Source organism: Mycobacterium sp. M23085 (genome assembly GCF_045343915.1).
Classification (GTDB): Bacteria; Actinomycetota; Actinomycetes; order Mycobacteriales; family Mycobacteriaceae; genus Mycobacterium.
Window position 1 is genome coordinate 1362868 of the sequence record NZ_CP174280.1, and the last position, 25606, is coordinate 1388473.

General features: G+C 69.9%; 25 protein-coding genes. 6 read left to right on the forward strand and 19 right to left on the reverse strand.

Going from position 1 to position 25606, the window contains the following annotated elements:
- Positions 1 to 16: 16 nt before the first annotated feature.
- Genes truB through ACIUM1_RS05965 form a run of 3 tightly spaced genes read right to left on the reverse strand, consistent with a single transcriptional unit; the run spans position 17 to position 2570 of the window.
- Positions 17 to 919, reverse strand: coding sequence for a tRNA pseudouridine(55) synthase TruB (gene truB, locus ACIUM1_RS05955; RefSeq protein ID WP_406816313.1), 903 nt, complete (start codon positions 917 to 919; stop codon positions 17 to 19).
- Entirely contained in the window at positions 916 to 1596 is a 681-nt protein-coding gene (locus ACIUM1_RS05960; protein ID WP_406816314.1) for a 4'-phosphopantetheinyl transferase, read from the reverse strand. Before ACIUM1_RS05960 ends, truB begins: the two co-directional genes overlap by 4 nt.
- Positions 1593 to 2570 carry a metallophosphoesterase family protein gene (locus ACIUM1_RS05965; RefSeq protein ID WP_406816315.1) on the reverse strand — a complete coding sequence of 326 codons (978 nt, stop codon included), beginning with the start codon at positions 2568 to 2570 and terminating at the stop codon, positions 1593 to 1595. Before ACIUM1_RS05965 ends, ACIUM1_RS05960 begins: the two co-directional genes overlap by 4 nt.
- A 159-nt stretch (positions 2571 to 2729) precedes the next feature.
- Between ACIUM1_RS05965 and ACIUM1_RS05970 the strand changes: the two genes are divergently transcribed.
- Together ACIUM1_RS05970 and ACIUM1_RS05975 are read left to right on the forward strand one after the other, a co-directional pair.
- Positions 2730 to 3317: a DUF3558 domain-containing protein gene (locus ACIUM1_RS05970; RefSeq protein ID WP_406816316.1), complete on the forward strand. Its 588-nt coding sequence runs from the start codon at positions 2730 to 2732 to the stop codon at positions 3315 to 3317.
- 2 nt (positions 3318 to 3319) lie between these two features.
- Positions 3320 to 5050, forward strand: a complete 1731-nt coding sequence (locus tag ACIUM1_RS05975) for a CocE/NonD family hydrolase (protein WP_406816317.1) — start codon at positions 3320 to 3322, stop codon at positions 5048 to 5050.
- Here the strand turns inward: ACIUM1_RS05975 and ACIUM1_RS05980 are convergent.
- On the reverse strand, positions 5009 to 5575 hold the full coding sequence (locus ACIUM1_RS05980) for a DUF1802 family protein (RefSeq protein ID WP_406816318.1): 567 nt from the start codon (positions 5573 to 5575) through the stop codon (positions 5009 to 5011). The two genes, ACIUM1_RS05975 and ACIUM1_RS05980, sit on opposite strands and share 42 nt — an antisense overlap.
- On the reverse strand, positions 5572 to 5841 hold the full coding sequence (locus tag ACIUM1_RS05985) for a DUF2277 domain-containing protein (RefSeq protein ID WP_406816319.1): 270 nt from the start codon (positions 5839 to 5841) through the stop codon (positions 5572 to 5574). Before ACIUM1_RS05985 ends, ACIUM1_RS05980 begins: the two co-directional genes overlap by 4 nt.
- A 90-nt stretch (positions 5842 to 5931) precedes the next feature.
- Between ACIUM1_RS05985 and ACIUM1_RS05990 the strand changes: the two genes are divergently transcribed.
- Together ACIUM1_RS05990 and ACIUM1_RS05995 are read left to right on the forward strand one after the other, a co-directional pair.
- The gene (locus ACIUM1_RS05990) at positions 5932 to 6681 is read left to right on the forward strand and encodes an enoyl-CoA hydratase (RefSeq protein WP_406816320.1); all 750 of its coding nucleotides are present in this window, start codon (positions 5932 to 5934) and stop codon (positions 6679 to 6681) included.
- Positions 6682 to 6739: 58 nt separating this feature from the next.
- Positions 6740 to 7318: a hypothetical protein gene (locus ACIUM1_RS05995; protein WP_406816321.1), complete on the forward strand. Its 579-nt coding sequence runs from the start codon at positions 6740 to 6742 to the stop codon at positions 7316 to 7318.
- Here the strand turns inward: ACIUM1_RS05995 and ACIUM1_RS06000 are convergent.
- From ACIUM1_RS06000 to rimP, 6 genes are all read right to left on the reverse strand, one after another.
- Positions 7315 to 8337, reverse strand: a complete 1023-nt coding sequence (locus ACIUM1_RS06000; protein WP_406816322.1) for a DHH family phosphoesterase — start codon at positions 8335 to 8337, stop codon at positions 7315 to 7317. The genes ACIUM1_RS05995 and ACIUM1_RS06000 overlap by 4 nt on opposite strands.
- On the reverse strand, positions 8312 to 8800 hold the full coding sequence (gene rbfA, locus ACIUM1_RS06005) for a 30S ribosome-binding factor RbfA (protein ID WP_406816323.1): 489 nt from the start codon (positions 8798 to 8800) through the stop codon (positions 8312 to 8314). The genes ACIUM1_RS06000 and rbfA overlap by 26 nt, the downstream gene beginning before the upstream one ends.
- Before the next feature lie 54 nt (positions 8801 to 8854).
- A complete protein-coding gene (infB, locus tag ACIUM1_RS06010; protein ID WP_406816324.1) occupies positions 8855 to 11638 on the reverse strand; it encodes a translation initiation factor IF-2 in 2784 nt (927 codons plus the stop codon).
- Between the two features lie 75 nt (positions 11639 to 11713).
- On the reverse strand, positions 11714 to 12073 hold the full coding sequence (locus tag ACIUM1_RS06015) for a YlxR family protein (RefSeq protein ID WP_406816325.1): 360 nt from the start codon (positions 12071 to 12073) through the stop codon (positions 11714 to 11716).
- A 71-nt stretch (positions 12074 to 12144) separates the two neighbouring features.
- Positions 12145 to 13191 carry a transcription termination factor NusA gene (nusA, locus tag ACIUM1_RS06020; protein WP_406816326.1) on the reverse strand — a complete coding sequence of 349 codons (1047 nt, stop codon included), beginning with the start codon at positions 13189 to 13191 and terminating at the stop codon, positions 12145 to 12147.
- 31 nt (positions 13192 to 13222) lie between these two features.
- A complete protein-coding gene (rimP, locus tag ACIUM1_RS06025) occupies positions 13223 to 13756 on the reverse strand; it encodes a ribosome maturation factor RimP (RefSeq protein ID WP_406816327.1) in 534 nt (177 codons plus the stop codon).
- Between the two features lie 202 nt (positions 13757 to 13958).
- Here rimP and ACIUM1_RS06030 point away from each other — a divergent pair, with 202 nt between their 5' ends.
- Positions 13959 to 14489, forward strand: coding sequence for a hypothetical protein (locus ACIUM1_RS06030; protein ID WP_406816328.1), 531 nt, complete (start codon positions 13959 to 13961; stop codon positions 14487 to 14489).
- Positions 14486 to 14932 carry a ferritin-like domain-containing protein gene (locus ACIUM1_RS06035; protein ID WP_406816329.1) on the forward strand — a complete coding sequence of 149 codons (447 nt, stop codon included), beginning with the start codon at positions 14486 to 14488 and terminating at the stop codon, positions 14930 to 14932. Before ACIUM1_RS06030 ends, ACIUM1_RS06035 begins: the two co-directional genes overlap by 4 nt.
- Here the strand turns inward: ACIUM1_RS06035 and ACIUM1_RS06040 are convergent.
- The 8 genes from ACIUM1_RS06040 to mqo all read right to left on the reverse strand — a co-directional run bounded on the left by ACIUM1_RS06040 (position 14929) and on the right by mqo (position 25479).
- On the reverse strand, positions 14929 to 16677 hold the full coding sequence (locus ACIUM1_RS06040; protein WP_406816330.1) for a proline--tRNA ligase: 1749 nt from the start codon (positions 16675 to 16677) through the stop codon (positions 14929 to 14931). The genes ACIUM1_RS06035 and ACIUM1_RS06040 overlap by 4 nt on opposite strands.
- 63 nt (positions 16678 to 16740) lie before the next feature.
- Entirely contained in the window at positions 16741 to 18357 is a 1617-nt protein-coding gene (locus ACIUM1_RS06045; RefSeq protein ID WP_406816331.1) for an MFS transporter, read from the reverse strand.
- A 33-nt stretch (positions 18358 to 18390) separates the two neighbouring features.
- On the reverse strand, positions 18391 to 19596 hold the full coding sequence (gene cobA, locus ACIUM1_RS06050; RefSeq protein WP_406816332.1) for a uroporphyrinogen-III C-methyltransferase: 1206 nt from the start codon (positions 19594 to 19596) through the stop codon (positions 18391 to 18393).
- Between the two features lie 64 nt (positions 19597 to 19660).
- A complete protein-coding gene (locus ACIUM1_RS06055) occupies positions 19661 to 21058 on the reverse strand; it encodes a cobyrinate a,c-diamide synthase (protein ID WP_406816333.1) in 1398 nt (465 codons plus the stop codon).
- On the reverse strand, positions 21055 to 21669 hold the full coding sequence (cobO, locus tag ACIUM1_RS06060; RefSeq protein ID WP_406816334.1) for a cob(I)yrinic acid a,c-diamide adenosyltransferase: 615 nt from the start codon (positions 21667 to 21669) through the stop codon (positions 21055 to 21057). Before cobO ends, ACIUM1_RS06055 begins: the two co-directional genes overlap by 4 nt.
- Before the next feature lie 18 nt (positions 21670 to 21687).
- A complete protein-coding gene (locus ACIUM1_RS06065) occupies positions 21688 to 23529 on the reverse strand; it encodes a magnesium chelatase subunit D family protein (protein ID WP_406816335.1) in 1842 nt (613 codons plus the stop codon).
- Positions 23526 to 23996 carry a GNAT family N-acetyltransferase gene (locus ACIUM1_RS06070; RefSeq protein WP_406816336.1) on the reverse strand — a complete coding sequence of 157 codons (471 nt, stop codon included), beginning with the start codon at positions 23994 to 23996 and terminating at the stop codon, positions 23526 to 23528. The genes ACIUM1_RS06065 and ACIUM1_RS06070 overlap by 4 nt, the downstream gene beginning before the upstream one ends.
- A complete protein-coding gene (mqo, locus tag ACIUM1_RS06075) occupies positions 23989 to 25479 on the reverse strand; it encodes a malate dehydrogenase (quinone) (protein WP_406816337.1) in 1491 nt (496 codons plus the stop codon). The genes ACIUM1_RS06070 and mqo overlap by 8 nt, the downstream gene beginning before the upstream one ends.
- Between the last annotated feature and the right edge of the window lie 127 nt (positions 25480 to 25606).

Consider the following 25606-nt stretch of genomic DNA (forward strand, 5'->3'; position numbering starts at 1 on the left):
CGTTCGGCCGGGGCCGTCACAGCGTCGCCGGGCGGATCACCACCACCGACCTGGTCCGCGAGCCCTCGTCGCGCAGCAGCGCGATCACCCGGCCGGCGGGGTCGCAGGCCGCGTAGACGCCGTCGATCCCGGCCGCCGCCAGGGGCCGGCCGTTGCCGGCCGCCTCAGCCTCGTCGGCGGACAACTCGCGGCGCGGGAACAGCAGCAGGCAGGCCTCGTCCAGGCTGTAGCTGAGCCGCGGGCGCTCCGCCAGTTCGTCGAGCGGGTGCGCGTGGTCGAGCCCGAAGCGCCCGACGCGGGTGCGCCGCAACGCCGTCAGGTGCCCGCCCACCCCGAGGGCGGCGCCCAGGTCGCGGGCCAGGGCGCGGATGTAGGTTCCCGACGAACAGTCGACCTCGACGTCCAGGTCGACGACGTCGTGGCCCCCGGATCCTGGCCGGATGTCGCACACGTCGAACCGGTCGATACGCACCGGGCGGGCCTTGAGCTCGACGGTCAGGCCCTCCCGGGCCAGCCGGTAGGCGCGCTTGCCGTCGACCTTGATCGCGCTGACCGTCGAGGGCACCTGCGCGATGTCGCCGCGCAGGCCGTCCACCGCGGCTTCGATCGCCTCGCTGGTCAGGTGCCGCGCCGACACGCTGCGCAGCGGTTCGCCCTCGGCGTCGTCGGTGGACGTGCTCTGACCCAGCCGGATGGTGGCGGTGTAGGACTTGGCGGTCGCCGTCAACAGGCCGAGGATCTTGGTGGCGCGCTCGACGCCGATCACCAGCACGCCGGTGGCCATCGGGTCCAGCGTGCCCGCGTGCCCGACCCTGCGGGTGGAAAAGATTCGGCGACAGCGCCCGACCACGTCATGACTGGTCATCCCGGGCGGCTTGTCGACGACGACTATTCCGGCCCCGGTGGGGCTTTCGCTCATAGCACGATGGCGGTCAGCACCAGCCCGCGCTGGACCGACCACCGGCCGCGCAGCTCGGTCAGCGGCGGGCCGGACAGCGCCTCGGGGTCGATCAGGATCCGCGACACGAAACCACCCGTCGCCGCCCCGGGGCCGTCGGCCTCGAACACGATGTGCGCGTCTTCGAAACCCAGCCACCTGTTGGTCAGCGGGAACCAGGCCTTGTACGTTGCCTCCTTGGCGCAGAACAGGATCCGGTCCCAGTGCAGGTCCCCCGTCAGGCTGGCGGGGATCTGGCTGCGTTCGGCGGGCAGGCTGATCGCGTTCAGCACGCCGTCGGGCAGCACGTCGTGCGGCTCGGCGTCGATGCCCACCGAGCGCACCGCGTCGGTGCGGCCCACCACCGCACCCCGGTAGCCCGTGCAGTGGGTGAGGCTGCCCACCACACCGTCGGGCCAGCAGGGTTCGCCCTTCTCCCCCTTGAGGATCGGCACCGGCGGCAGGCCGAGCTCGGCCAGCGCGATCCGGGCGCAGTGCCGCACGGTGATGAACTCGTTGCGCCGCTTGGCCACCGATCTGGCGATCAGCGGCTCCTCTTCGGGCAGCGGGGCCAGGCCCGGCGGGTCGGCATACACCTCCGAGTAGGCCAGGCCGTCCCTCACCGGCAGCACCGAGGAAACCAGCGTGTCCCCCGTCATCGTGATTGCCGCTGCCGCAACCGCTCCCGGAACTGCGCGGCCTGCGCCTTCATCTCGGGAGTGATCTCGAAGTGGCCGCCGAAGTCGTTGAGGTCACCCGGCGCGTACTGCGGATCCGGCAGCACCTGGCGCAGCCAGCTGGGTGGCCTGCGGCGCCGCCACTCCCGCGGATAGCCCACCGACACTTCCTCGAACCGCACGTCGTCATACCAGGTGGTCCGCGGGATGTGCAGGTGACCGTAGACCGAGCACACGGCGTTGTAGCGGGTGTGCCAGTCGGCGGTCTTGGTGGTTCCGCACCACAACGAGAACTCCGGGTAGAACAGCGCGTCGCAGGGGTCGCGCACCAGCGGGAAGTGATTCACCAGGACGGTCGGCGTCATCCAGTCCAGCTCTTCGAGGCGGGCGCGGGTGATCTGCAGCCGCTCGCGGCACCACGCCTCCCGGGTGGGGTACGGCTCCGGGGACAGCAGGAACTCGTCGGTGGCCACCACATTGCGCTCGCGTGCGATGGTCAGGCCTTCGGCTTTGCTCGCGGCCCCTTCGGGCAAGAAGCTGTAGTCGTAGAGCAGGAACATCGGCACGATGGTGGCCGGCCCACCCCGCTCGGTCCACACCGGGAACGGGTGCTCGGGCGTGATGACGCCCATCTCGTCGCACATGTTGACCAGGTACTCGTAGCGCGCCTTGCCGAAGATCTGCACGGGGTCGCGGGTGGTGGTCCACAGCTCGTGGTTGCCCGGCACCCAGATCACCTTGGCGAACCGTCGTCGGAGCAGGTCCAGGGCCCAGCGGATGTCGTCGGTGCGTTCGGCGACATCGCCGGCGACGATCAGCCAGTCATCCGGGGACGAGGGATGCAGCGATTCGGTGACCGGCTTGTTGCCGAGGTGACCAGTGTGCAGGTCGGAGACCGCCCATAGCGTCGGTTGCCCACTGTTGGTGGATTCCTGCCCCGCTGAATGCCCAGCCACGATTAACCACACTAACGACCCGACCCGGGCAAGACCCTTCCGCGGGCGTCATTTCCGCCTCGAGCGGGCGAGTTAGAACAAGTTCAGGTTTGCCTGTGACGCCGCGCAAGCGACTTGTACACTCCACCCCAAAGGACCGCTGAGGCGTCGGGGGGTGTCGTGTTCGCCAATGTTCGTCTGATGGGGGCGCTGGGTGCGCTGCTCACAGCGGCCATCGGGGGCACGGTGGGCTTGCTGGGCGCCCCGGCCGCACCGGGGTCCGGCCATCGGTCCGTCGAGCTGCGGTCGACCGCCCAGCCGATGGAAACAACCATGAAGAGTCCGATCGTGGCGACCACCGATCCGCGCCCCTTCGACCCGTGCGAAGACATTCCGTTCGACGTCATCCAGGGCCTCGGGCTGGGCTTCACACCGCCCGAACACGAAGACGGGCTGCGCTGCCACTTCGACGCCGGTAACTATCAGGTGGCCGTCGAGCCGATCATCTGGCGCACCTACGAGCAGTCGCTGCCCGCCGACGCCGTCGAAACGACGATCGCCGGTCACCGCGCTGCGCAGTACTGGGTGCTCAAGCCGACCTACCACAACAGCTACTGGTTCTACTCGTGCATGGTCGCGTTCAAGACCAGCTACGGCGTGCTGCAGCAGGCGCTGTACTACTCGACCGTCTACTCCAATCCCGAGGTCGATTGCATGCAGACCAACCTGCAGCGCGCCAACGACCTCGCGCCCTATTACAAGTTCTAGGCGTGAGTACGACCTCGATCCGGCCCGCGCAGCCGGCGCTGCACACCCTGCGACACCTCGGCGGCAAGGCCGCCGGCCGGCTGCTCGGCCTGCCGCCGGCGACCACCGACTACACCGTGCGGCGCGTCCGCGTGCCGATGCGCGACGGGGTGCAGCTGGTGGCCGACCACTACGAACCGACCACCGCGTCGCCCGCAGGCACCTTGCTGGTCCGCGGCCCCTACGGCCGCGGATTCCCGTTCACCCTGATATTCGGCGCGCTGTACGCGGCACGCGGCTACCACGTCGTGTTGCAGAGCGTGCGCGGGACGTTCGGATCCGGCGGGGTCTTCGAGCCGATGGCCAACGAGGTGGCAGACGGCGCCGACACCGTGGCCTGGCTGCGCGAGCAGCCCTGGTTCACCGGCCGGTTCGCCACCATCGGAATGTCGTACCTGGGCTTCACCCAATGGGCCCTGCTGCAGGATCCCCCGCCGGAACTGACCACCGCCGTCATCATGGTGGGCCCGCACGATTTCAACGAATCAACCTGGGGTACTGGCGCATTTGCGGTCAACGACTTTTTGGGCTGGAGCGACATGGTGGCGCACCAGGAAGACCCGGTTCGAGTCCGCGCCGCACTGCGCCAGCTGCAGACCCGCCGCAGAGTGGCGCAGGCGGCGGCGACGGTGCCGCTGGGCGACGCCGCGCGGGGGCTGCTCGGCACGGGTGCGCCGTGGTTCGAATCCTGGGTCGAACACAGCGAAATCGACGACCCGTTCTGGAATGCGTTGCGGTGCAACGAGGCGCTGGACCGCGTGCAGGTACCGGTGCTGTTGGTGGGCGGCTGGCAAGACATCTTCCTGCGCCAGACGCTGCAGCAGTATGCGCACCTGCGCAGCCGCGGTGTCGACGTCGCGCTCACCGTCGGGCCGTGGACGCACACCCAGTTGCTCACCACCGGGTTCTCCACGTGCGCCCGCGAGGCACTGGATTGGCTGGGCACCCATCTGGGCGATGCGGCCACGTCGCGCCGGTCCAGCCGGGTCCGCATCTACGTCACCGGCGGGGGCGCGGGCGGCGGGTGGCGCAGCCTGCCCGACTGGCCGCCGGCCACCACCGAACGCGCGCTGTACCTGCGGCCCGGTGGGTACCTGGGTGAGACCGCACCCACGCTGAAAAGGTTGGCCCCGGCCACCTTTCGCTACGACCCGACCGATCCGACACCGACCACCGGTGGCCCATTGCTGTCCTACAACGGCGGCTACCGCGACGACAGCCGGCTGGCATCTCGTTCCGACGTGCTGGCGTTCACCAGCGCGACGCTCACCGATGATGTGTACGTCTACGGCAGCCCGGTGATCGAACTCGCCCACGGTGCGGACAATCCCCACGTAGATGTGTTCGTGCGGGTGAGCGAGGTCGACGCCAAGGGCCGGTCACGCAACGTGAGCGAGGCATACCGCCGGTTGCCGTCGGCGGCAACACCCAAGTCGGAGAAGGTCATTCGCCTCGATCTCGACAGCGTGGCCCACCGCTTCCGGGCCGGCACACGCATCCGGGTGCTGATCGCCGGGAGTTGGTCCCCGCGCTATGCGCACAACCTCGGCTCCGGCGAACCGGTCCTGACCGGCCGGCAGCCCACGCCCGTCACCCACACAGTGCGCTACGGGCGCTCCCGGCTGCTGTTGCCCGTCGGCCCGGCCGAGCTGTCAGCCAACGGCGGCGCGGACCCGCGCAGCGACCGCGGCTAACGCCGCTTGGTCATGAACGTGCACCGGTGCCGCCAACGGCGCCTGCACCGGTAACTCCACCCAGCTCTTGCAGCCGCCGAACTCCGGCGCCCGGGTTAGCCGCACCGGCTCGGCCAGCGGGATCACCGACACCACCAGGACGGCCAGTTTGTGCTTGGGACGAAAGTCGAGCCGGTCGGCGCGCACCGACTCGGCGGTCCAGATGTGCAGATCCTCGATGGCCGCAAGGCCCTCGGGGCGCTCAACCGGCACCGCCGCAACGACTTTCGCGGCGGCCCTGATCACCAGCTCCTCGTCGGTGCTGTCGGCGGCCGCGGGTGCCAGCAGGTCTTGGTGCTCGGCGCGCACCCGCTCGGCGTGACTGTGCGCGACCGTCGGGAACAACAGAAATTCGCGGGCGGCCAGTTCGAACCGCTTCTCGCCGATGCCGCCCTTGCGCAGCAGCACTTGCTGGCGGCCGTCCAGCAGGGCATGCACCGCGGCGCTCCACTCCTTGAGCGCGGGCACCGTTGTGGTGACGGTCATTTCGCGGCCGCCATCCGCGCCATCACCTCGGGCCGGCGCAGCGGCGGGACCGTCTTGGGCGGCTGCCGGCGCGGCGGCAACTGTCCCAGCAACCGCGTCGTCACCTCGGTGACCTCGGCAACCGCCGCTTCGAACGCTGAGGCGTTGGCGGCCGTGGGGTGCGTGATGCCGCTGACCTTGCGCACGTATTGCCTGGCCGCCGCCGCGATCTCCTCGGCGGTGGCGGCGGGCTGCAGGCCACGCAGTTCGGTGATGTTCCGGCACATGTTGCCCACGATAAGCGTTGCTGGGCGTCGCCGCTTCCTGACGGATCGGCCGGCGGCACCGGCGGCCGGGCAACTGGTTACGGTGAACGCATGAGCGACGAGATCCTGCTGATCGACACCGACGAGCGAGTGCGCACCCTGACCCTCAACCGACCCCAGTCGCGCAACGCGCTGTCCTCGGCGCTGCGGGACCGGTTCTTCGGCGCACTGGCCGACGCCGAAACCGACGACGACGTCGACGTCATCATCGTCACCGGCGCCGACCCGGTGTTCTGCGCGGGGCTGGATCTCAAGGAGCTGGGTGGCTCCTCGGCGCTGCCCGACATCTCGCCGCGGTGGCCGGCGCTGACCAAGCCGGTGATCGGCGCGATCAACGGCGCCGCGGTAACCGGCGGGCTGGAGCTGGCGCTGTATTGCGACATCCTGATCGCCTCGGAGAACGCCCGATTCGCCGACACGCACGCCCGGGTGGGCCTGCTGCCCACCTGGGGCCTGAGTGTGCGGTTGCCGCAGAAGGTGGGGGTCGGGCTGGCCCGGCGGATGAGCATGACCGGGGATTACCTGTCCGCCGCCGACGCGCTGCGCGCCGGGCTGGTGACCGAGGTGGTGCCCCACGACCAGCTGCTTCCCGCTGCCCGCGCCGTCGCGGCGTCGATCGTCGGGAACAACCAGGACGCGGTGCGGGCGCTGCTGGCGTCCTATCACCGCATCGACGACATGCAGACCAGTGCGGGGCTGTGGCAGGAGGCGACGGCGGCGCGGCAGTTCCGGACCAGCGGCGACGACATCGCCGCCAACCGGGAGGCCGTGCTGCAGCGGGGGCGCTCGCAGGTGCGCTGACCGCGTGATCTGCGCCGGTCCGTTTCCCGCGGTCCGGCCCACCCCATACGATCAGCTGATGCAAACGGTCGTCGGCGTCAGTGTGCGGATGCTCGGCGGCCTGACGCTGGCGGCGTCGATGATCGCGGTGTCCGCGCCGCAGGCCGCCGCCTTGCCGCCGCCAGGATTTCCCAATCTCGACACCTTCACCGCCGTCTCTGCCGACGGCTACCTGGGCACCGGCGCCCCGGGCAGCCCGCCGCGGATCAGTTTCTCGGCCGGCACGGCCCTGGTCTGTGACTTCTACGGCGGTCCACCGCCGGTGCCGCAACCGTCGCAGGACATCAAGTGCAAGGGCGACATGCCCGGGATGGACGACGTCCCCTTGCCCGGCGGTCGGCCGCGACCCGGCGACTGCGTGGTGGGTGCGGTGGACTTCAAGGGGCCCGGCTATCAGTTGAGCCGCATGCCCTACGGCACATGCGACGGCAACCCGCCCCCACTGCCGCCCGGCGCCAAGACGCTGGCGCCGGGCGAGAAGGTGACCTACCTCAACGTCACCTGCGCGGCGGGCGCCGACAACCTGGTCGCCTGCCTGGACACCACCAGCGGTGACCACGGCTTCGTCGTGCAGCGCTCGGGCAGCTGGGCGTTCTAGTCCGGGACGTTCTGGTCCAAGGCGGTGCGCAGCGACGCCACCGCGTCGTCGATCGAGCCGGTGGTCGAGTAGCCGGCCGCCAGCCGGTGCCCTCCGCCGCCGAACCCGGACGCGACCGCCGCCAGGTCCACCGCGGCCTTGGCCCGCATCGACACCGACCACTGCTGCGGCGCGATCTCCTTGAACACCGCGGCCACCTCGGCCTGCTGTGTGGTGCGCACGATGTCGACGATGCTCTCGACTTCCTCCGCGCGTGAACGGATCCAATCCTCGTTGCCGACAACGGCATACACCAGCCCCCGGCCCCTTGCCGCATCCGGCAGCAGCCGCGCGGACGCCAGTACCCGTGACAGCAGCGGCAGCCAGGCGAACGGATGGCTGTCCAGCAGGGTCCGGCTGATCGCCGCGTTGTCCACGCCGCCGTCGACCAGGCGTGCCGCCAGCCGCAGGGCCCGCGCGCTGGCCCAGCGGAACGACCCGGTGTCGGTGGTCAGGCCGGCGTAAATGCAGTGCGCGACTTCGGAATCAATGGGCTTGCCCCACGCGTCGAGGATGTCGGCGATCATCATCGTGGTCGAATCGGCTTGCACGTCGACAAAATTCGCGGTGCCGAACATCTCGTTGGAGGCGTGGTGGTCGATGACCAGCACTTCGTCGGCCGCCACGGCCAAGTCGCTCAAGGCGCCGAGCCGCTTGACGCTCGGAACGTCAACGGTGACAACCACATCGACATCGCGACGCATCGCATCCGGGCTGACCAGCAGCCGGCAGCCGGGCAGCGACGCCAACGACTCCGGCAACTCCGCCGGCTCGGCGAAACTGACCTCGACCCGCTTGCCGCAGTCGTCCAGCACCAGCCCCAGCGCCAGCCCGGCGCCGATGGTGTCGGCGTCGGGGTGCACGTGCGCGATCACCGCGACCGTGTCGGCGTCCGACAGCAATTCGACCGCACCCGCGGCGTCGACACGTGCCCCTACCCTGGGGCCGCCCAGTTCAGTATTCGTGTTGGTCGTCGTCACCGATGCTCCCGTCGAGGCCGGACTCCCCGCCCGATCCGCTACCCCGGTATGGATCGGCCTCCCCAGCCGGCTTGGCGCCCGAACGAACTCGCGCCAGATCAGCATCCGCCGCGCGGGCTCGCGCCAGCAACTCCTCCATCCGCTGCACGTTGTCGGACGTGGTGTCGCGGGTGAACGTCAGCGTGGGGGTGAAACGCACGCCGGTGCCGGCGCCGACCATGGTGCGCAGCGCGCCCTTGGCCCGTTCCAGGGCGGCCGCCGCCGCCCCGTAATCCGGCTCCTCGTCCAGCGTGCGTCCCATCACGGTGTAGAACACCGTCGCATCGTGCAGATCGGCGGTCACCTTCGTGTCGACGATGGTCACGCCGTCCAGGCCAGGGTCCTTGATCTCGAACTCGATCGCCGAGGCGACGATCGTGTTGATCCGCTTGGCCAAACGGCGCGCCCGGGCCGGGTCAGGCATTCGGATTCACCGCCTCCTCCTCATCACTTCGTTCTGCATCGTCGGCGGTGGCGATCAGGTGCGTTCCTTCTGGACCAACTCGTAGGACTCGATGATGTCGCCTTCCCTGAGGTCGGAGTACCCCAGCGTCATACCGCACTCGAAGCCCTCGCGGACCTCGGTCACGTCGTCCTTCTCCCGTCGCAGCGAGGTAATCGAGAGGTTGTCGGTGACCACGATGTTGTCCCGCAGCAACCGCGCCTTGGCGTTGCGGCGCACCACCCCGGAGGAGATCATGCAGCCGGCGATGATGCCGACCTTGGAGGACCGGAAGATCGCCCGGATCTCGGCGCGACCCAGCTGGTGCTCCTCGTAGATCGGCTTGAGCATGCCGCGCAGGGCCTTCTCGATCTCGTCGATCGCCTGGTAGATCACCGAGTAGTAACGGATCTCCACACCCTCGCGGTTGGCCAGCTCGGTGGCCTTGCCCTCGGCGCGCACGTTGAACCCGATGATCACCGCGTCCGAGGCCGACGCCAGGTTGACATTGGTCTCGGTGATGCCACCGACGCCGCGATCGATGACGCGCAGCGCCACCTCGTCGTCGATCTGGATGCCCATCAGGGCCTCTTCCAGCGCCTCGACCGTACCGGCGTTGTCGCCCTTGAGGATCAGGTTCAGCTGGCTGGTTTCCTTCAGCGCCGAGTCCAGGTCCTCCAGGCTGATCCGCTTGCGGGAACGTGCCGCCAGCGCGTTGCGCTTGCGGGCGCTGCGCTTGTCGGCGATCTGGCGGGCGATGCGGTCCTCGTCGACAACCAGCAGGTTGTCCCCGGCGCCGGGCACCGAGGTGAACCCGATGACCTGCACGGGCCGCGACGGCAGCGCCTCTTCGACGTCGTCGCCGTGCTCGTCGACCATCCGGCGAACGCGGCCATACGCATCGCCGGCCACCACAGAGTCACCGACACGCAGCGTGCCGCGCTGGACCAGGACGGTGGCGACCGGCCCGCGACCGCGGTCCAGGTGCGCCTCGATCGCCACACCCTGGGCCTCCATGTCGGGGTTGGCCCGCAGGTCCAGGGCCGCATCGGCGGTCAGCAGCACCGCCTCGAGCAGCTGATCGATGTTGGTGCCCTGCTTGGCGGAGATGTCGACGAACATGGTGTCGCCACCGAAATCCTCTGCCACCAAACCGTATTCGGTGAGCTGCCCGCGGATCTTGGCCGGGTCTGCACCCTCGACGTCAATCTTGTTGACCGCCACCACGATCGGCACGTCGGCCGCTTGGGCGTGGTTGATGGCCTCCACCGTCTGCGGCATGACGCCGTCGTCGGCCGCGACCACCAGGATGGCGATGTCGGTGGCCTTCGCACCGCGGGCACGCATGGCGGTGAACGCCTCGTGACCCGGGGTGTCGATGAAGGTGATCGGGCGTTCGACGCCGTCGTGTTCGACGGTCACCTGGTAGGCACCGATGTGCTGGGTGATGCCGCCGGCCTCGGCCTCGCGGACGCTGGCGTTCCGGATGGTGTCCAGCAGTCGGGTTTTACCGTGGTCGACGTGGCCCATCACGGTCACCACCGGCGGCCGGGTCTGCAGGTCGTCCTCGCCGCCCTCGTCCTCGCCGTAGCTCAGGTCGAAGGACTCCAGCAGCTCGCGGTCCTCGTCCTCGGGGCTGACCACCTGCACGACGTAGTTCATCTCGCTGCCCAGCAGCTCGAGCGTCTCGTCGCCGACCGACTGGGTGGCGGTGACCATCTCGCCGAGGTTGAACAGCGCCTGCACCAGCGAGGCCGGGTTGGCGTTGATCTTGTCCGCGAAGTCGCTCAGCGACGCGCCGCGGGCCAGCCGGATCGTCTCGCCGTTGCCGTGCGGCAGCCGGACGCCACCGACGACGGGCGCCTGCATGTTCTCGTATTCGGCGCGTTTCGCCCGCTTCGACTTGCGGCCCCGCCGCGGCGCACCGCCGGGACGGCCGAATGCACCAGCGGCACCGCCGCGCTGGCCGGGACGGCCACCGCCGCCACCGCCACCGGGACGGCCTCGAAAGCCTCCCGCACCGCCGCCGCCACCGGGCGGGGCGCCAACTCCACCGCCGCCGCGGTAGTTGCCGCCGCCTCCGTCACGGCCACCGGGACCACCGGGACGGCCGCCGCCGGGACGCGGGGCACCGGGCCGGGCCGGGCGACCCGGCCCACCGGCGCCGGCGGGGCGCGGTGGCATGTTGCCCGGCGAAGCGCCGCCGGGACGCGGGGCCCCCGGCCGGGGCGCTCCGGGACGGGGCGCCTGGGGACGCGGGATGGGCCGGTCGACGGGTTGCGCCGACGAGAACGGGTTGTTGCCCACGCGCGGGGCGCGGGGCTTGGGCATCGGGCCCGGTCGCGGACCCGGCGTCATGCCGGGGCGCGGCGCCTGGCTGGGCGGCTGCCCGGGGGCGGGTGGTTTCGGCTGGCCCGGAGACGGCGCGGACGGCCGGGCGGGAGCCGGGCCGGGGCGCGCCGGGGCCTCGGCGGGCGCCGCGGCGGAGGCCTGGGGGGCGGCGGGCTTGGCGGGCGTCGCCGCCGCTTCGCCGTTGCCGCCCACGCTGCCGATGGCGTTGTCGAGGGCCTTGTCGAGCGATTTGTCGGGAGCCTTGGCGGCGGGCGCCTTGGCCCCTGCCGGTGCGGAGGCTTTCGCGGGGGCCTTGTCGGCGGACTTGCCGCCGCCGAAGGACTCGCGCAGCCGGCGAGCGACCGGCGCTTCTACCGTCGATGATGCGGATTTAACGAATTCGCCCTGATCATTCAGTCGGGCGAGGACTTCCTTGCTGGTGACACCGAGTTCCTTTGCCAACTCGTGTACGCGGGCCTTACCTGCCACTACATCTCCTGTCTATGAGGCGACAGTCGTGGGGCCGCGCCTCGGGTTTAGCTATGACGCATTGTCATCGGGACTTCACGGTGTGCTCATGTTCTTTGCTACCTGTTCTGTTGCCGGGCGCTCGGGCGCACAGAGGGACTCTACGTGCTCGACCACCGCGGATGTGTCCGGTGAACCGGTGATGCGCAGCGCTTTGGTGAAAGCCCGCCGCCGGACTGCCTGTTGCGCGCACTGCGGCCCGGGATGCAGCCACGCACCCCGCCCCGGCAGGCTCTTGCCTGTGTCAACGATCACGACGCACTCGCCGTTCCCGTTCGGCACAGCCACCACTCGAAGCAGCTCGGCGGCCAGCTCTCGCTTCCGGCACCCGACACATGTACGTACGGGTCCACCCGTATGACGGTGCGCCAGGGCTGAAGGCTCACGCTGGATCACGGCTCAGTCTAGCGTCACCGAATCGATGGTCAGAACCACCCGACGGTGCGCAGTCGCGGCCCGGCGGGCCGCTAGCGGTCGTGGGCCATTCCGCGGCTGGCACCGTGATCGGACTGGCTCTCCGAATGCCCGCCGGGCGAGTCCCCGCGGATGTCGATGCGCCACCCGGTGAGCCGGGCGGCCAGGCGCGCGTTCTGGCCCTCCTTGCCGATGGCCAGCGACAACTGGAAGTCGGGCACCACCACCCGGGCGGCGCGGGCGGCCTGGTCGATGATCGAGACCGACACCACCTTGGCCGGCGACAGCGCGTTGGCGACGAAGCGCGCGGGGTCCTCGTCGTAGTCGATGATGTCGATCTTCTCGCCGGAAAGCTCGCTCATCACGTTGCGCACCCGCTGCCCCATCGGGCCGATGCAGGCGCCCTTGGCGTTCAGGCCGGGAAGGTTGGATTTCACCGCGATCTTGGAGCGGTGGCCGGCCTCCCGGGCCACGGCGACGATCTCCACTGATTCGTCGGCGATCTCGGGGACTTCCAGCGAGAACAACTTGCGGACCAGGTTGGGGTGGGTCCTGGACAGGGTGATCACCGGCTCCCGGGCCCCGCGGGTCACCCCGATCACGTAGCACCGGATGCGGTTGCCGTGTTCGTAACTTTCCCCGGGCACCTGTTCGGCCGCCGGGATCACGCCCTCGGAGGCCTTCGTTTCGGTGCCCATCCGGACCACGACCAGGCCACGCGCGTTGGCCCGGCTGTCACGCTGGATGACGCCCGCGACGATCTCCCCCTCACGGGTGGAGAACTCGCCGTAGGTGCGCTCATTCTCGGCATCCCGGAAGCGCTGCAGCATGACTTGACGCGCGGTGGTGGCGGCAATGCGGCCGAAGCCCTCGGGGGTGTCGTCCCACTCGCTGATGACGTTGTCGTCTTCGTCGGTCTCGCGGGCCATCACCCGCACGACACCGGTCTTGCGGTCGATCTCGATCCGCGCGTCGTTCTGATGTCCTTCGGTGTGCCGGTAGGCGGTGAGCAACGCCGACTTGATCGTCTCGAGCAGCTCGTTGACCGAGATGCCCCGATCGACCTCGATGGCGTGCAGTGCGGCCATGTCGATGTTCATCAGCGCGGCTCCTCCTCGTCGCCGGCGCGGTTCATGCTCCGGTCTCCGTTCTCCGTGCCTGACCCATACTCGCCAGTTCCAGCTCCGCTTCATTAGGGGGCGAAAACTCCACCTGGACAACAGCTTTCGCGATGTTACCGAGCGAGACCTCGCGTATCGCAAAGCCCCGCCCGGCGCGAACCACCAGCGCGACCGCGTCGTCGGTGGTCTCACCGACGCGGCCGGTCAGCTTCGATCCGTCCGACAGGACGACGTCGACCTTGCGGCCGCGGGCCCGGCGGAAGTGCTTCACGCTGGTCAGCGGGCGGTCGACGCCGGGCGAGGAGACCTCGAGCACATAATGGTCATCGATGGTGTCCAGGCCGTCGAGCAACGCCGATGCCGACCGGGACAGCGCGGCCGCCGTGTCCAGATCCAGGCCGTTGTCGCCGTCGGCGATCACCAGGATTCGGGGCGGCCGGGTCCGCGCGTCGATGACCACGTCTTCGATATCGAATCCCGCGCGCGCAAACTCTCCACCGAGTAGCTCGAGCACCTGCGTCGGCGACGGTAGCCCGGTGGTCACGGCGAGCTCCTCATCTTGAGTTGTCCGGTCATCTGGTGGATGTCGGCGCCCCGATGGCCTCGTGCGGGCGACTTCCGGTGTCCCGGCAGAGGACCGTCGTCCGCTGCGAGAACCAGCTATCCACGATACGCCAGGAACCGCGGTTGACGGCGGGATCGCGTCCTGGCATCTCGCCCGCCTTCGCCGATGGCAGGATGTCTTTGTGCCCAGCGCTGTTCCGTTCGTCAACAGGCGAGATGTCCTCGCCGGTGGTGTGGCCCTGGCTGCGCTCGGCGCGGTGGCGTCCGCCTGTGGCAAGCCGGCGCCCAAGCCACCGCCCGTCGAGCAACTGCTGGGGCCGCTGGATCAGGCCCGGCACGACAGCGCGCTGGCCGGTGCCGCCGCCGCGGCCGTCGGGAACCCGCCGCAGGTCGCCGCCGCGCTGGCGGTGGTGGCGAACCAGCGCGCCGCGCATGCCCGCGCGCTCTCCGCCGAGATCGCCCGCGCGGCCGGCAAGCTCGCCGCCCCCTCTTCCAGCGAGACCCCCAGCCCGAGCCAGGCAGGGCCGGCCGGGCCGCCCCCACCGCCGCCGCCGGTGTCCGACGTGATCGACGCGCTGCGCGCCTCGGCCGACAGCGCGAGTCGGCTGGTGGGTACCGAATCGGGCTACCGGGCCGGGCTGCTCGCTTCGATCGCGGCGTCGTGCACGGCGTCGTACATGGTGGCGCTGGTGCCCGGGGGTCCGTCGATATGACCTCCGGGAAGGACGCCGACAACCAGGCGCTGTGCGATGCGCTGGTGATCGAGCACTCGACGATCTACGGCTACGGCATCGTGTCCGCGCTGTCGCCGCCCAGCGTCAACGACATGGTGGTGGAGGCGCTGGCGCAGCACCGCCAGCGGCGCGATGACGTGATCGCGATTCTGGCCGCCCGCAAGGTGACCGCTCCGGTCGCCGCGGCCGGCTACCAGCTGCCCTTGGTGGTCGGCGGCGCCGCCGACGCCGCTCGGCTGGCCGCGCGGATGGAGAACGACGGCGCGGGGGCCTGGCGCGTGGTGGCCGAGCATGCGGAGACCGGAGCGGACCGCGCGTTCGCCGCGACTGCCCTGATTCAGAGCGCGGTGATGGCCGCCCGATGGAGCCGCGTGCTGGGCGCCTGGCCCATCACGACGAGCTTCCCCGGCGGCAACGACTAATTGTTCAGGGCCGCCGCGATGTCGGTGGCCAGCGACGGACCGGTCGCCAGTTCGCGGGTTTCGCCGCCGAAGCGGTCGCGCAGCTCCACCACGCCGTCCGCCCAGCCGCGTCCCACCACGACGATCCAGGGCACCCCGAGCAGTTCGGCGTCCTTGAACTTCACCCCCGGCGAGGCCTGGCGGTCGTCGAGCAGCACGTCGACACCCAGCCGGTCCAGCTCGGCGGCCAGGTCGGTGGCTCCAGTGCGCGCCTCCGCGTCCTTGTTGGCGATCACCAGATGAACGTCGAACGGTGCGACCGCCGACGGCCAGCGCAGGCCGAGCTCGTCGTGATGCTGCTCGGCGATGACGGCGACCATCCGCGACACCCCGAGACCATAGGAGCCCATGGTCAGCCGTACCGGCTTGCCGTCCTCACCGAGCACGTCGGCGGTGAAGGCGTCGGTGTATTTGCGGCCCAGCTGGAAGATGTGCGCGACCTCGATGCCGCGCGCCGAGACCAGCGGGCCCGCGCCATCCGGTGAGGGGTCACCGTCACGCACCTCGGCGGCCTCGATGGTGCCGTCGGCGGTGAAATCCCGGCCGGCGACCAGCCCGACGACGTGCCGCCCGGGCTCGTCGGCTCCGGTGATCCAGCTGGTACCGTCTACTACCCGCGGGTCGACCAGGTAGCGAACACCGTTGCCCTGCAACGCTTTGGGCCCGATGTATCCCTTCACCAGGAAGGGGTACTTGGCGAAGTCGGCATCGTCGAGCAGGGCGTACTCGGCCGGTTCCAGCGCCGCGCCCAGCCGTTTGTCGTCGACCTCACGGTCTCCGGGCACCCCGACGGCAAGCAGCTCCCAGTCTCCGCCGGGCTGGCGCACCTTGAGCAGGACGTTCTTCAACGTGTCGGCCGCGGTGACGGTGCGGCCCAGGCCCGCCCGGTTGGCCCAGTCCACCAGAGTGGCGATGGTCGGGGTGTCACCGGTGTCGTGGACGACGGCCTCGGGCAGCCCGTCGATCGGCCGCGCCTCCGGACGGGCGGTGACGACGGCCTCGACGTTGGCGGCGTAGCCGGACTCCAGGCACCGCACGAAGGTGTCCTCACCGACCGCGCTCTCAGCGAGGAACTCCTCGGAGGCGCTGCCGCCCATGGCACCCGACACGGCGGAGACGATGACGTAGCGCACCTGCAGGCGCGCGAAGATGCGCTGGTAGGCCTCGCGATGCGCGTGGTAGGCCGCTTTGAGTCCGGCGTCGTCGATGTCGAACGAATAGGAGTCCTTCATCAGGAACTCGCGCACCCGCAGGATGCCGGCCCGCGGCCGCGCCTCGTCACGGTATTTGTTCTGGATCTGATACAGCAGGACCGGAAAGTCCTTGTAGGAGCTGTATTCGCCCTTGACGGTCAAGGTGAACAGCTCTTCGTGGGTGGGGCCCAGCAAGTAGTCGTTGCCGCGTCGGTCCTGCAGCCGGAACACCGAGTCGCCGTACTCGGTCCACCGGTTCGTCGTCTCGTACGGGGCGCGCGGCAGCAGCGCGGGAAACAGAATCTCCTGGCCGCCGATGGCGTTCATTTCGTCGCGGACGATGCGCTCGATGCGGCGCAGCACCCGCAAGCCCAGCGGCAGCCAGCTGTACAGCCCCGGCGCGACGGGCCGGATGTAGCCGGCCCGGATCAGCAGCTTGTGGCTGGCGACTTCGGCGTCGGCGGGATCGTCGCGCAAGGTGCGCAAAAACAGCTGGGACATCCGGGTGATCACAGCGGGCCAGCCTAGCTTGCCGACCAGACCGTCAGTGACCGGCGCGGCGCCGTGCGCGGTGAGCTACAGCTCCCCCGCGTCCATCGCTTCCTTGACCTCTTGCGCGTGCGCGACCTGGTCGGGGGTGTAACCGATCAACAGCGCCGCGCCGCCGACGATGACGGCCACGCCGGCCACCCACAGCAGGCCGTAGGTGTAGCCGTGGTCCAGCGCGGACAGCTGCGCGTCGTTCATGAACTTCACCGGGCCGGTGGTGCCGCCCAGATACAGCGTCCGAGAGGTGATCACCGCCTGGATGACGGCCAGCACCAGCGGCCCACCGAGGCTCTGCAGCATCAGCGTGACCGCCGACACCGGGCCGATCTGATCGAAACCCACCCCGGCGATGGCCGACAGCGTCAGGGGGACGACGGCCATGCCGATGCCGATCCCGCCGACCACGATGGGCAGCACCAGGTTGGGGAAGTAGGCGACGCCGCGGTGCATGAACGCCCAGCCGTAGAGCATCGCCCAGAACAGCAGGATGCCGCCGCCGATGGTCAGCACCCGCGGCGAGAATCGGGACACCAGCTGCGAGGAGATCCCGAGGCCGATGCCCATCGCGATGACGAACGGGATGAAACCGACGCCGGCGCGCAGCGCGCTGTAGCCGAGGATGTCCTGCACGTACAGGCCGATGCACACGGTGAGGCTGAACATCAGCCCACCGGCCAGGAAGATCGCGGTGAAGGTGACCAACCGGTTGCGGTCACGAAACAGGCCGAACGGGACCACGGGGTTCTCGGCGGTTCGCTCGACGATGACGAAGGCGAGAGCGGCGCCCATCGCCACCACGCCGGACCCGATGGTGGTGATCGACACCCAGCCCTTTTCCGGGCCCATCGAGAAGGCGAACACGGCGGCGGTGCAGGTCAGGGTTGCCAGCATGGCGCCGGTGGCGTCGAGCTTCATCCGCTCGCGGTTGGTCTCGCGCAGCGCGGTGCGCGCCAGGTACATCATCACCAGGCCGATCGGCACGTTCACCAGGAACGCGAGCCGCCACGACACCTCGGTGAGCGCTCCGCCCACCACCAGGCCCATCACGGACCCGATCGCCGTCATCGCGGCGAACACCGCCGTCGCGAAGTTACGCGCCGGGCCCTTCGGGAAGGTGGTCGCCACCAGCGCCAGACCGGTCGGCGAGGCGATGGCCGACCCGACGCCCTGCGACAGCCGCGCGATGACCATGGTCGCCTCGTCCCAGGCGACGGCGCACAGCACGGAGGAGATGGTGAACAGTGCGACACCGACGATGAAGGTGCGCTTGCGCCCGATGGTGTCGCCGAGGCGACCGCCCAGCAGCATCAGCCCGCCGAAGGTCAGCACGTAGGCGGTGATCACCCAGCTGCGTCCTGCGTCGGACAGGCTGAGCTCGTTCTGGATCTTGGGCAGCGCGACGATGGCGACGGTGCTGTCCATCGTCGCGAGCAGCTGCATACCACCGATGGCGATAACGGCCGCGATGAAGCGCCGCGAAGGCAGCCAGGCCGGGTAGTACTTGCTGATGCGCTTCAAGCCGGTCTCCGCCGGGGGCTCGGAGGCGGTCTCCGCCGGGAACGCAGCGCTCACCGGGGCCGGACGATCGGGGCGCGCCGCGGCAAGGTTCTGCACCGCGCGCTCTGCATCGTTGAGAGCCGTCATAAAGGGTTACCTTACAGTAATCTTAAGAACCGTTTAAAGCCCGAAGGCCGCCACCGCCCCGATCACGATGATCGCGGGAGGTCGGATACCCTCGGCGCGAATCTTTTCGGGCGTGTCGGCCAGCGTCGCCCGCAAACTGTGTTGGGCGGCGGTCGTTCCGTGCTGAACTACCAGCACGGGAGTATCCGCAGGTCGGCCGCCTTTGAGAAGGGCGTGGGCGAAGAGCTCGATGCGTTCGACCGCCATCAGCAAAACAATGGTGCCTGACATTGCGGCCAGTGCATCCCAATTCACTAACGATTCGGGATGGCCGGGTGGCAAATGTCCGCTGACCACCACGAACTCGTGATTTATCGCCCGATGAGTGACCGGAACGCCCGCCAGAGCGGGCACTCCTATGGCACTCGTCACACCCGGCACCACCGTGACCGGGATCCCGGCCTCGACGCACGCCAGCACCTCTTCATAACCGCGGGCGAACACGAAGGGGTCGCCGCCTTTGAGGCGCACCACGAAGCTGCCGGCGCGGGCGCGTTCGATCATGACGTCGTTGATGGCGTCCTGGGCCATGGCCCGCCCGTACGGGATCTTCGCGGCGTCGATGACCTCGACGTGCGGGGGCAGCTCGGCGAGGAGTTCCGGCGGCGCCAGACGGTCTGCGACCACGACGTCGGCCTGGGCCAGCAGCCGCCTGCCGCGCACGGTGATCAGTTCGGGGTCACCGGGGCCGCCGCCGACCAGGGCGACGCCGCCCTTGACGACGTCGGAGCTCGCCGGGCTGTCCGGCCGGATGAGCCCGGTCTGCAGCGCCTCGCGGATGGCGGAGCGGATCGCCGCCGATCGGCGGTGGTCGCCGCCGGCCAGGACCCCGACGGACAGCCCCGCGTAGTCGAAAGACGCTGGGGTTACCGCGGTTCCCTCCACGGCGATGTCGGCCCGGACGCAGAAGATGCGGCGGCTTTCGGCCTCGGCGACCACGGCTTCGTTCACGTGCGCGTCATCGGTGGCCGCGATCGCGTACCAGGCCCCGTCGAGGTCGCCGTCGCGGTATTCGCGCAATGCCAGGGTGATTCCGGTCATCGCCTCGACCGATCGGGTGGCGCTGCGCGAGATGACGTGGACGTCGGCACCACTGGAGATGAGCAAGGGCAGCCGGCGCTGGGCCACGGTTCCGCCGCCGACCACGACGACCTTTTTGCCGGTCAGCCGCAGCCCGACGAGGTAGGCGCTCTCGGTCACCCGGCAAGCCTAGTGGCGACCGCCAGCGCGGCGAAGCCGGGCGCAGCGGGTCGCCACCATCGTCCTAGTGGCGACCGCCAGCGCGGCGAAGCCGGGCGGCGGCGTGTGCGACGAAGCGCGCGACCGCCTCCGGGGCGGCCGCCGGGTGGGTGTGCAAATACGACGCGTGCACGCCGGCGCGCACCGCGCCGTCACCCACCGGAGCGCCCGGCCGGTCGGCGTCGTGGCCTCGGTACATCCATGCGGGCTGATAGTCGTCGGTGAATGTGACTGTGGTGCGGTGGAATTCGTGCCCCACCGCACGCTGGCCGGCGGCATACAACGGCGAATCCGCGACGGCGACGGCGTCGCGATACGCCAGGGTCAGGTGTGACGTGAAGTGCGCCCGCCCGGCCAGCACATCACACATCGGATGTCCGTCGAGCTCGGAGACCAGATAGATCAGCCCGGCGCACTCGGCGTGGATCGGTGCCCCGGCGGCGGCCAGCTCGTTGATCTGCCGGCGCACGATTGTATTGGCCGAGAGCTCGGCGGTGAACTGTTCGGGAAAACCGCCGGGCAGCAACACCGCGTCTGTGCCGTCGGGCAACGCGTCCACGAGCGGGTCGAATTCCACGACGTCGGCGCCGGCGGCCGTCAGCAACTCCGCGTGTTCGGCGTACCCGAAACTGAAGGCCTTGCCGGCCGCCACCGCGACGGTGGCGCTCCCCCCGGGGTTCTCCCCCACCGCCGCCGCGGGATCCCAGGGCGGCTGCTTGACCCGGCTTCCGGCGATCGCGGCGATCCCCGGCAAGTCGACGTGGCGGGCGACCAAGGCGGTCATCGCCTCCACCGCCAGTCGCGCCCGCTGCCCGTACTCCACGGCGGTGACCAGACCCAAATACCTTGTCGGCAAGTCTAATTCAGCCACCCGGGGGATGGCGCCCAGCACCGGGACCCCGGCCTGTTCGCAGGCCTGCCGGAGCACCTGCTCGTGCCGGGCCGATCCGACCCGGTTGAGGATCACTCCCGCGGCGCGGGTCGCGGTGTCGAACGTCGAAAAGCCGTGCAGCAGTGCGGCGATGCTCTGGCTTTGCCCGCGCGCATCGACGACAAGCACGACGGGCGCGCCCAGCAGGGCGGCGACGTGGGCGGTCGATCCCGCCGCCGGAGTCGTGGCCGCGGGCCCGATCCGGCCGTCGAACAGCCCCATCACCCCTTCGACCACGGCGATGTCCGCGCCGCTGGCGCCGTGGGCGTACAGCGGTCCGATCAGGCTCTCCCCCACCAACACCGGGTCGAGGTTGCGGCCGGGCCGGCCGGCGGCCAGGCCGTGGTAACCGGGATCGATGAAGTCCGGGCCCACCTTGAACGGCGCCACGGTGTGGCCCGCACGCCGCAGTGCACCGATCAAACCCGTTGCGACCGTTGTCTTTCCGCTACCCGAGGCGGGAGCGGCGATGACCACGGCGGGAACACTCACCACTCGATGCCCTTCTGCCCCTTACGCCCGGCGTCCATCGGGTGTTTGACCTTGGCCATCTCGGTCACCAGGTCGGCCGCGTCGATCAGGCGCTGCGGGGCGTCGCGGCCGGTGATGACCACGTGCTGCTGACCGGGCCGGGCCGCCAACACCTCCACCACCTCCTCGACGTTGACCCAGCCCCATTTCAGCGGATAGGTGAACTCGTCCAACACATAGAAGTCGTGGCGGTGATCGCCCAGCCGGCGCGCGATCTCCGCCCAGCCGTCCGCCGCGGCCGCCGCGTGATCGACGTCGCTGCCGGCCTTGCGCGTCCAGGACCAGCCGGCGCCCATCTTGTGCCATTCGACGGGAGCGCCGATCTGGTGCTGGTGGTGCAGCTCCCCCAGCCGAGCGAAGACCGCCTCCTCACCAACCTTCCACTTCGCGCTTTTGACGAACTGAAAGACCGCGACGGACAGTCCGGCATTCCAGGCGCGCAACGCCATTCCGAACGCCGCCGTAGACTTCCCCTTGCCGGCGCCGGTGTGCACCGCCAGCACGGGCGTGTGACGCCGTGCCCGCGTGGTCAGGCCGTCATTGGGGACTTGCAGTGGAACACCCTGTGGCATCGGGGGTCACCTTTCCGCTCAGGCCGCGTCGCGCACCGCGCGCGTCAGGGAATCCGCGTGCAGCTGCTGCAGCCGGATGGCCGGAGCCCCCAGTTGGCGGGCCAGTTGCTCGGCCAGGCCCAGCCGGACAAAGGATGTTTCGCAGTCGACGACCACCGCGGCGGCACCTTCGGCGACCAGCCGGGCCGCCGCGATCCGGCTGCGGCCCAACGGATCCGGGCCGGCGGTGGCCCGCCCATCGGTGAGCACCACGACCAGCGAACGCCGCGCCCGGTCACGCGCCTTCTCCCGCACGATGAGCTCACGCGCGGCCAGCAGGCCTTCGGCCAGTGGGGTTTTGCCGCCGGTGTCGAACCGGGTCAGTCGGCGCCCGGCGATGTGCGCCGAGGACGTCGGCGGCAACAACAGCCGCGCCTGTTGTTGGCGAAACGTGATGACGGCGACCTTGTCGCGACGCTGATAGGCGTCGCGCAGCAGCGACAGCGTGGCGCCGCTGACCGCGGCCATCCGATCGCGTGCGGCCATCGAACCCGATGCGTCCACGACGAAGATCACCAGGTTGCCTTCGCGTCCCTCTCGTACGGCGCGGCGCACGTCGTCGGGCCGCGGCCGCAACGGCCCGGCGCCGGCGCGCTCGGCGGCCGACAGCAGGGTGGCGAACAGGTGCAGCCCGTGGCCGGCGCAACCCGCGTCGTCCGCATCGGCGGCGGCGATGACGCTGCCGCTGGCGTTGCGGGCCCGCGACCGGCGTCCGGGCGTGCCCTCCCCGACGCCCGGCACCCGCAGCGCGCGGGTCCGGAAGGTCTTCGCCGGCGGCGCGCTGGGCCTGGTCTTCGGCTGCTGCGGCTTACCGCTCTCGGATGAGTTCTGTTGTGACACATCCTGTTCCGTTTGCGTTGACTGGCCGCCGCCGGGCGGGTCGGGATCGGGTTCCGGGTCGGAACGGGCGCGCGCCAGTGCCTCATCCAGCTGGTCGCGGTCGATGCCCGGATCGTCGAAGGGATCGCGGCGGCGGCGGTGCGGCAGCGCCAGTTCGGCGGCCGCCCGGATGTCCTCTTCGGCGACGGTGTGCGCGCCGCGCCAGGCGGCGTGCGCGACGGCCGTGCGGGCCACCACCAGATCGGCGCGCATCCCATCCACATCGAACGCCGCACACAGCGCCGCGATCCGCCGTAATTCCTCGTCGGGCAACACCACCTCGTCGACCAGCGCCCGCGCCGCGGCGATGCGCCGGGCCAGCTCGGCGTCGGCGTCGGCATAGCGCTGGGCGAAGCCGTCCGGGTCGGCCTCGTACGCCATCCGCTGCCGGATGACCTGCACCCGCACGTCGACGTCGCGCGACGCGTGGACGTCGACGGTCAGCCCGAACCGGTCCAGCAGCTGCGGACGCAGTTCACCCTCTTCGGGATTCATGGTGCCGATCAACACGAACCGGGCCTCGTGCGAATGCGAGATGCCGTCGCGTTCGACGTGCACCCGCCCCATCGCCGCGGCATCGAGCAGCACGTCGACCAGGTGATCGTGCAGCAGGTTGACCTCGTCCACATAGAGCACACCGCCGTGCGCGCGGGCCAGCAGGCCCGGCGAGAAGGCGTGCTCGCCGTCGCGCAGCACGCGCTGCAGGTCCAGCGAGCCGATCACCCGGTCTTCGGTTGCCCCGAGTGGCATTTCGACCAGGCCGGCGTCGCTGCCGGTGGCCTCGGACAGCAACGCCGCAAGGCCGCGCACGGCCGTCGACTTGGCGGTGCCCTTCTCACCGCGAATCAGCGCGCCGCCGATTTCCGGGCGCACCGCGCACAGCAGCAGGGCCAGGCGCAGCTGGTCATGGCCTACGATCGCGCTGAACGGGTAGGGCTTCACGGCATCGTCGCCAAACCCGAGCCGGGGCGCAGCATGGGCACGTGCGGGACGCCGTCGTCGAGGAAATCGTCGCCGTCACGCACGAACCCGTGCTGGGCGTACATGTCCGCCAGATAGGTCTGCGCGTTGATCCGGCACGGGTAGTCACCCACCTCGGCCAGCGCCGCGCGCAGCAGCCGGGTGGTGTGCCCCTGACCGCGCGCACTGCGTTTGGTGCACAGCCGGCCAATCCGGAACGCCTTCTCGCCCCCGGCGTGCTCCTCCATCAGCCGCAGCGTGCAGATCACTTCGCCGTCAGGCGTTTCCAGCCAGAAGTGCCGGGTCTCGGCCAGCAGGTCACGCCCGTCCAGCTCCGGATACGGGATCGCCTGTTCGACGACGAACACCTCCACCCTTAGCTTGAGTAGCTCGTACAGCGTCTGGGCGTCAAGGTCTTTGGCCCAAATACGTCGCAGTGCTTCACCCATTGACACCCATCCCCAAAACCCTCGTTCCCCAGGAGAAAACCTCGTCGTACAGCGCCGGCTCATCCGACAGTGACGCACCCAGCGACGGAACCATCTCCTTGAGCGCGGGTAGCCACGATTGAAAGCGATTGGCAAAGCAGCGTTCCAGCACGCCGAGCATGATCGGCACCGCGGTCGACGCCCCCGGGGAGCCGCCGAGCAACCCCGCGATGCTTCCATCGGCGGCGCCAACCACGGTGGTGTCGAAGTCGAGCACGCCACCCTTGCGCTTGTCCCGGCGGATCACCTGCACGCGCTGGCCGGCCACCGTCAGCTCCCAATCCGAACCCGTTGCGGTGGGGGCGAATTCGCGCAACATGCGAAGCCGATCCGGCTGGGACAACCGCAGCTGACCGACCAGGTATCTGAGCAGGGTCCGCTGGCTGAGCCCGACGCCGAGCAGCGAGGCCAGGTTGTCCGGTTTCACCGAGCGGGGCAGGTCGGTGAAGTGCCCGTGTTTCAAGAACTTCGGCGACCATCCCGCGTACGGGCCGAACACCAGCCACGGGGCGCCGTTGACGTAGCGCAGGTCGAGGTGCAAAGCACCCAGCGGCGGGGCGCCCGGTGCGGGCGCCCCGTACACCTTGGCCCGGTGCGCGGCGGTGAGCGCCGGGTTGCCGGCGCGCAGGAACCGGCCGCCGATGGGAAACCCCGCGTAACCCTTGACCTCGGCGATGCCGGACTTCTGCAACAGCGGCAGCGCGTCACCGCCGGCCCCGACGAAGACGAATCTGGCGTTCAGACGGCGTTTTTCGCCGGTGCGCCGGTTGCGGATCAGCAGCGTCCAGCTGCCGTCGGACTGACGGGACAGGTTGCGCACCTCGTGGCCGAACAGGACCGTCGCGCCGTTGCGCACGCAGAACCCGACCAGTTGTCGCGACAGGGCGCCGAAGTCGACATCGGTGCCGTTGGCGGCCCAGTTGAGCGCCGTCGGTTCGGAGAAGTCGCGTCCGGCCGCCATGAACGGTAATCGGCGGGCGAACTCGCCCGCGTCGTCGATCAATTCGATGCCGGCGAACAACGGGTTGGGAGCCAAGGCCTGATGGCGCCGCCGCAGATACTCGACGCGCTGCGCGCCGCGCACGAAGCTCGCGTGCGGGATCGCGGTGAGAAATCGCCGATCGGTCAGGATCTCGTTCTCGACGGCGTAGGCCCAAAACTGCCGGGTCACCTGGAACTGCTCGTTGATGCGCACCGCTTTGCTGATATCGATCGAGCCGTCGGCACGCTGCGGCGTGTAGTTCAGTTCGCACAGCGCGGAATGTCCGGTGCCCGCGTTGTTCCAGGGGCTACTGCTCTCGGCGGCGACGGCGTCCAGGCGCTCCACGAAGGTCATCGACCAATCCGGCTGCAGCCGGCGCAGCAACGCTCCCAGCGTCGCGCTCATGATGCCCGCGCCCACCAGCACGACGTCCGTCGACGTGGTTCTGGCTAGCGATGACACCGGCTTACTGGTCCTTCCCTCGACTGCGCCGATCCCAGGTTATCCCGAGGCGAAGTCGGCGCGAACGCCGTGCGCCGCCCATGCCAGCAAAAGCTCTAAGCTGGCGTGGTGAAAGGCGGGGTGACTG